The organism is Microcystis sp. LE19-131.1A (genome assembly GCF_027532015.1).
Taxonomy (GTDB): Bacteria; Cyanobacteriota; Cyanobacteriia; order Cyanobacteriales; family Microcystaceae; genus Microcystis; species Microcystis ichthyoblabe_A.
On record NZ_JAPZSS010000013.1, the window covers coordinates 1 to 5,793 of the forward strand.

Below are 5,793 nucleotides of genomic sequence, written 5' to 3' on the forward strand. Positions count from 1 at the left end.
AACGGTCATCTTCAAAAATAATAATTGTTCCTGTAGGAAGACGTTCTCCTTGTAACTGCCCTCGATTCCACATTCTCCAAGCAGTGTCATAACTGATCCCTTTTTTCTTAGCATAATCTGATAGTTTCATGTGAACTGCAACGTAAACTTGTACTAACCATATTAGCAGTTGTTTGCAGTCATTTGCATATATTTTTTACAAAACTTTACAATACTGCCTAGTAGTGGGGAGATGGGGGTGGAGACTGGAGTCAGGAGATGGGAGAGGAAAGATGGGGCGCTTTTTTGCTGTGAACTGAAAACTCACATCTGATCACTGATCACTGATAAGCTATACTGGGGGAACTGTGGTGACAGCACTGTTGCTGCTGCCGAATCGGCTCTCCTACTAGGTTCTGTGTGATAAGTTTAAATTACATAGGATCGATCAATCTTTGTGTCCTTTGTGTCTTTGTGGTTCGTTCCACCCCCCCGCTGGGAGGAATGTATCTTAGAATACATTTTAACCACCAAACCCAAGAGAGCTCCGAATCATTAAATAAATTGTCCCCAGTGAAATTGAGGAATTAACTTTGTCTAAACAAGATCTCATCGAAATGGAAGGAACCGTCACGGAATCTTTGCCTAACGCCATGTTTAGGGTGGATTTAGATAACGGTTTCAACGTCTTAGCTCACATATCCGGCAAAATCCGCCGTAATTATATCAAAATCCTCCCTGGTGATCGAGTAAAAGTGGAACTCACACCCTACGACCTAACCAAAGGCAGAATTACCTATCGCCTGAAAAATCAAAAAAAATAGCGATAAATAGGGGCAGAGAAGCCAAAAAGCCTAATAAGCAGCCAAATTTATTTAAAAAAAATAGGTGACACGAGTAAAAGAAATCTGATATAATAATAAGCTTGCAGTGTTGCCAAAATAGTTAGGCATGAAAGTTAGAGCGTCTGTCAAAAAAATGTGCGAAAAGTGCCGCGTCATCCGTCGGCGCGGTCGAGTCATGGTAATTTGTTCTAACCCCAAACACAAGCAGAGACAAGGTTAATCCACCAAAGTCACTGTCTTGGGGCAGAGAATCGTTACCGTTAATTGTAGTCGTTTTTGGAAAAAAAATCGTTCATAGGGAGAAAAAAAAAGCGTGGCAAGGATAGCTGGTGTAGACCTACCTCGCGATAAGCGTGTGGAAATCGCCCTGACCTACCTCTACGGAGTGGGTCTATCGCGTTCCCAAGAAGTCTTATCCGCGACGGGTGTTAACCCTGACACTCGGGTCAAGGATCTCAGCGATGAAGACGTGGCGGCGCTACGGACTTATATCGAGACAAATTATCAAATCGAGGGGGATTTGAGACGCTGGGAGGCGATGAACATCAAACGCCTCGCCGATATCGGCACCTATCGAGGTCGTCGGCATCGGCTAGGATTACCCGTGCGCGGGCAACGGACGCGAACCAATGCGCGGACCCGTCGCGGTCGTCGGGTGACAGTGGCAGGGAAGAAAAAAGCCCCCTCCAAGAAATAATTTTTTATTCATTGCGATATCCCCCAATCAAGAAAAACTATGGCGCGACCAACCAAAAAAACCGGACCGAAAAAACAGAAAAAAAATATTCCTACCGGAGTCGCTCACATTCAATCGACCTTCAACAACACCATTGTCACGATCGCCGATACCAAAGGCGATGTGATCTCTTGGGCATCGGCGGGATCGAGTGGTTTTAAAGGAGCCAAAAAAGGAACCCCCTTCGCCGCCCAAACCGCCGCCGATAACGCTGCCCGCCGAGCGATCGAACAGGGAATGCGTCAACTAGAAGTGATGGTTAGTGGCCCCGGGGCAGGACGGGAAACCGCAATCCGGGCCCTGCAAGGAGCAGGATTAGAAATCACCCTGATCCGGGACGTGACTCCCATCCCCCACAATGGTTGTCGTCCTCCCAAACGCCGGAGAGTGTAAACAGTGAACAGCTTTTTCAGGTGACAGGGATCTTGAGGCCGACAGCCGTTAGCTTTGAGCGCATCAGCAGCAGAATCGGGTCGTCAAAGACCATCTGAGCAAAAAGCTAAAGGCTGAAAGCCAAAGAAAACTGAAAACTGATAACTGATAACTGATAACTGAACAAGGGAGGTCAATCGGTGGCGCAATTTCAAATCGAGTGTGTAGAAGCAAAAACTTACAAGAATCAGAGTCAGTACAGTAAATTTGTACTAGAGCCTCTGGAAAGAGGCCAGGGTACAACCGTAGGTAATGCCCTGAGACGGATTCTCATTTCCAATCTGGAAGGGGCGGCCGTGACGGCCCTGCGGATCGCGGGAGTCAATCACGAATTTGCCACCGTCGAGGGGGTACGCGAGGACGTGATGGAACTCATGCTCAACATGAAAGAAATCATTCTGAAAAGCTACACCAATCAAACCCAGATCGGGCGTTTAGTGGCAACTGGGCCGGCGACAGTAGTGGCGGCACAATTCGATTTACCCTCAGAAATCGAGATAGTTGATCGCAATCAGTACGTCGCCACCCTAGCCGAAGGGGCCAAGCTAGAGATGGAATTTCGCGTGGAAAAAGGCAAAGGCTACCGGGCAATTGATCGCAGTAAAGAAGAAGCCACTTCGCTCGACTTTCTGCAAATCGACTCTATCTTTATGCCCGTAACCAAAGTCAACTACAGCGTCGAAGATATCCGTTCCGAAAGCGGTCAAGCTAGAGATCGTCTGCTCTTAGAAATTTGGACAAACGGGAGCATTAACCCCAAAGAAGCCCTTTCCCAAGCGGCCGATATGCTGGTTAATCTCTTTAACCCGCTCAAGGATCTAAACGCCCTCGAATCCTCCGGTAACTTTGACGACCAAGAGATCAACCAAGAAAACCAAATTCCGATCGAGGAACTACAATTATCCGTGCGCGCCTACAATTGCCTGAAGCGAGCGCAGATCAACACCGTAGCCGACCTCCTCGATTACAGCCAGGAAGATCTCTTAGAAATCAAAAACTTTGGGCAGAAATCGGCTGAAGAAGTCATTGAAGCCCTACAAAAACGGTTAGGCATCACCCTACCCCAAGAAAAAAGCAAGTAAACCCAATTCCAGGAAAATACCATGAGACATCGGTGTAAAGTGCCTCAATTGGGTCTGCCGGCTGACCAAAGAAAGGCACTGCTGCGCAGCTTGGCCACCCAGCTAATTCGCCACGGTCAGATCACCACCACCCTAGCGAAAGCAAAAGCGGTGCGAGCAGAGGTAGACCACATTATCACCCTAGCTAAAGACGGTTCCCTGAGCGCCCGTCGCCAAGCCATGGGCTACATCTACGATAAGCAACTGGTTCACGCCCTTTTTGAAGGCGCACAAGCCCGTTATGGCGGCCGTAACGGCGGTTATACCCGGGTCGTGCGTACCCTGCGCCGTCGCGGGGATAATGCCTCCATGGCGATTATCGAACTGATGTAACGATGACAGCTTGCCCCCAGTCGCGGATCGCCCTAGTTATCCAGTATGTGGGAACTAATTTCCACGGCTGGCAACGGCAACCCCATCACAGGAGCGTGCAGGAAGAAATCGAGAAGGCTCTGGCCGATATTCTCGGTCATGTCGTCACTCTGCACGGGGCCGGACGTACGGATAGCGGTGTTCACGCCGCCGCCCAGGTTGCCCATTTCCAGCAGCAGAGTCCGATCCCACCTGCCCATTGGGCCAAGGTTCTCAATGCTCGGCTAGATGACGATATCGTCATTCGGGCTTCGGCTCAGGTTCCCGATCGCTGGCACGCCCGTTTCTCGGCCCTCTGGCGACGTTATCGTTACACCCTCTATACCGACCCCATCCCCAATCTCTTTGTTAGCCCCTTTAGTTGGCACTACTACCATCGTCCCCTCGATGCCGATTTGATGGCCAGGGCCCTGGCCCCCCTATTGGGTAAGCACCATCTGGCCGCCTTTCACCGTGCCAACTCTAGTCGTGACCATTCCTGGGTAGAAGTACAGGGGGTGGAATGCTACCGTCAAGGGCCGTTTATACAGATGGAAATTCAAGCCAATGGCTTTTTGTACGGGATGGTGCGGTTATTGGTGGGAATGTTGGTGGAGGTGGGAACTGGTGAGCGATCGCTAGAAAACTTTACCGACATCTGGGTCAATCAGCGCCGAGAATTGGTCAAATACGCCGCACCAGCTAAAGGACTATGTTTACTGCGGGTGGGTTACGCCGATTTTCCCTTTGCTGATAGCGTCTGGTGCGAGACTCAGCCTCTTTATTATTTCCGAGCATAGGGGAATAGGGAGATAGGGAAATAGGGAAATAGGGAAATAGGGGAATTTCAACTAAAACCCTAAAACCCTAACCCCCTAACACCCAGGTGGGCAATAAAAAAAATTAATTTTTGTAAACCAAGGCAAACTCACCATGAACAAAACACCTCTACCAAATTTAGAGACTCTAGAGCAGAAATGGTACGTCATTGATGCGGCCGATCAGCGTCTAGGTCGTCTGGCCACCGAAATCGCGATGATTCTACGGGGCAAAAATAAGGCCACCTTCACCCCCCATCTGGATACGGGGGATTTTGTCATTGTTATTAACGCCGAAAAAGTAACGGTAACGGGCAAAAAACGCCAACAGAAAGTTTATCGCCGCGACTCCGGCAGACCGGGTGGTATGAAGGTAGAAAGCTTCGATAAACTGCAAAAACGCATTCCCGAACGGATTATCGAACACGCTGTTAAGGGAATGCTCCCGAAAAATAGCTTAGGTCGGAAATTGTTCACGAAACTGAAAGTTTATGCTGGTGCGGAACATCCCCATCAGGCACAACAACCGGAAGTTTTAGCAATTAATACGATTCCCGCAGGAGGAAATTAAGTCAATGCAAGCCACGGACAGTAAAAATAAGGTAGTTTATTGGGGAACGGGACGACGCAAATCGGCGGTCGCTTCCGTGCGTCTGGTGCCGGGGACGGGGGCAATTACCGTTAACGGTCGCGATGGGGAAACCCACTTTAACCGCATTCCCACCTATATCCAGACGATTAAGGCTCCTCTGGAGACTTTGGGACTGGAAAACGAATATGATATCATCGTTAAGGCCGAGGGCGGTGGTTTGACCGGCCAAGCGGACGCGGTGAAATTGGGTGTCGCTAGAGCTTTATGTCAATTAGCACCGGAAAATCGTCCTCCCCTCAAGAGTGAAGGTTATCTGACTCGGGATCCCCGGGCGAAGGAACGGAAAAAATACGGTCTTCACAAAGCGCGTAAAGCGCCTCAATACTCGAAACGTTAGGTTAATAGAGAGGTTTATCATGCCGAAAAAAATTCATCCTACTTGGTATCCGGAAGCCAAGGTGATCTGTAATGGTGAAGTGGTGATGACTGTGGGTTCGACCAAACCAGAAATTCATGTGGAGGTTTGGTCGGGTAATCATCCTTTTTATACGGGAACCCAGAAGATGATCGATACGGAAGGCCGGGTCGATCGCTTCTTGCGTAAGTACAAAATGGGTGATAAGTCAAGCAAAAAGGCTGATCAGAAATAATTCTTTACTTTTGCCTTTTTGACCCGGTGGGGAGATTTTCCCGCCGGTTTTTTTGCTATCTTGAGGCTAGTAGAGTCATTAGGGACTTGCGTATTAATAAGTTACCATCTATACTAGAGAAGCAACTTGTTATACTTTGCACGGCTGCAACTTGCATTTTTTACTCAAGGACAATAGTATAGTTTAAGAGTCATAATTAGAAGCAAAGCACTCATTAAAAACATGATTAACCTAGAATTCACGGAAGAAGAAAAGAACTCACTGTATTA

General features: G+C 48.5%; 10 protein-coding genes and 1 pseudogene. 10 read left to right on the forward strand and 1 reads right to left on the reverse strand.

Going from position 1 to position 5,793, the window contains the following annotated elements; all coding sequences use genetic code 11:
• Positions 1–130: pseudogene (locus tag O9323_RS01160) on the reverse strand (IS607 family transposase); the annotation flags it as partial.
• Between the two features lie 442 nt (positions 131–572).
• Here O9323_RS01160 and infA point away from each other — a divergent pair.
• The 10 genes from infA (at position 573) to rpmE (ending at position 5,524) form a co-directional block, all read left to right on the forward strand.
• Complete coding sequence (infA, locus tag O9323_RS01165) at positions 573–803, forward strand: translation initiation factor IF-1 (protein WP_002737109.1); 231 nt, start codon at positions 573–575, stop codon at positions 801–803.
• 127 nt (positions 804–930) lie between these two features.
• Positions 931–1,044 (forward strand): 50S ribosomal protein L36, encoded by a 114-nt coding sequence (gene rpmJ / locus O9323_RS01170; protein WP_012593611.1) that lies wholly within the window; start codon positions 931–933, stop codon positions 1,042–1,044.
• 93 nt (positions 1,045–1,137) lie between these two features.
• Positions 1,138–1,521 (forward strand): 30S ribosomal protein S13, encoded by a 384-nt coding sequence (rpsM, locus tag O9323_RS01175; RefSeq protein ID WP_002735415.1) that lies wholly within the window; start codon positions 1,138–1,140, stop codon positions 1,519–1,521.
• A 39-nt stretch (positions 1,522–1,560) separates the two neighbouring features.
• Complete coding sequence (rpsK, locus tag O9323_RS01180; RefSeq protein WP_002735413.1) at positions 1,561–1,953, forward strand: 30S ribosomal protein S11; 393 nt, start codon at positions 1,561–1,563, stop codon at positions 1,951–1,953.
• A gap of 179 nt (positions 1,954–2,132) precedes the next feature.
• Positions 2,133–3,074, forward strand: a complete 942-nt coding sequence (locus O9323_RS01185) for a DNA-directed RNA polymerase subunit alpha (protein WP_002737965.1) — start codon at positions 2,133–2,135, stop codon at positions 3,072–3,074.
• A 21-nt stretch (positions 3,075–3,095) separates the two neighbouring features.
• Positions 3,096–3,446, forward strand: coding sequence for a 50S ribosomal protein L17 (rplQ, locus tag O9323_RS01190; protein ID WP_004157875.1), 351 nt, complete (start codon positions 3,096–3,098; stop codon positions 3,444–3,446).
• Positions 3,447–3,448: 2 nt separating this feature from the next.
• Positions 3,449–4,264, forward strand: a complete 816-nt coding sequence (gene truA, locus O9323_RS01195; RefSeq protein ID WP_004157876.1) for a tRNA pseudouridine(38-40) synthase TruA — start codon at positions 3,449–3,451, stop codon at positions 4,262–4,264.
• A 133-nt stretch (positions 4,265–4,397) separates the two neighbouring features.
• Positions 4,398–4,853, forward strand: coding sequence for a 50S ribosomal protein L13 (gene rplM, locus O9323_RS01200; RefSeq protein ID WP_002735375.1), 456 nt, complete (start codon positions 4,398–4,400; stop codon positions 4,851–4,853).
• A gap of 4 nt (positions 4,854–4,857) precedes the next feature.
• The gene (gene rpsI, locus O9323_RS01205) at positions 4,858–5,271 is read left to right on the forward strand and encodes a 30S ribosomal protein S9 (protein ID WP_002737094.1); all 414 of its coding nucleotides are present in this window, start codon (positions 4,858–4,860) and stop codon (positions 5,269–5,271) included.
• Positions 5,272–5,290: 19 nt separating this feature from the next.
• Positions 5,291–5,524: a 50S ribosomal protein L31 gene (gene rpmE / locus O9323_RS01210; RefSeq protein ID WP_002735793.1), complete on the forward strand. Its 234-nt coding sequence runs from the start codon at positions 5,291–5,293 to the stop codon at positions 5,522–5,524.
• Positions 5,525–5,793 lie beyond the last annotated feature (269 nt).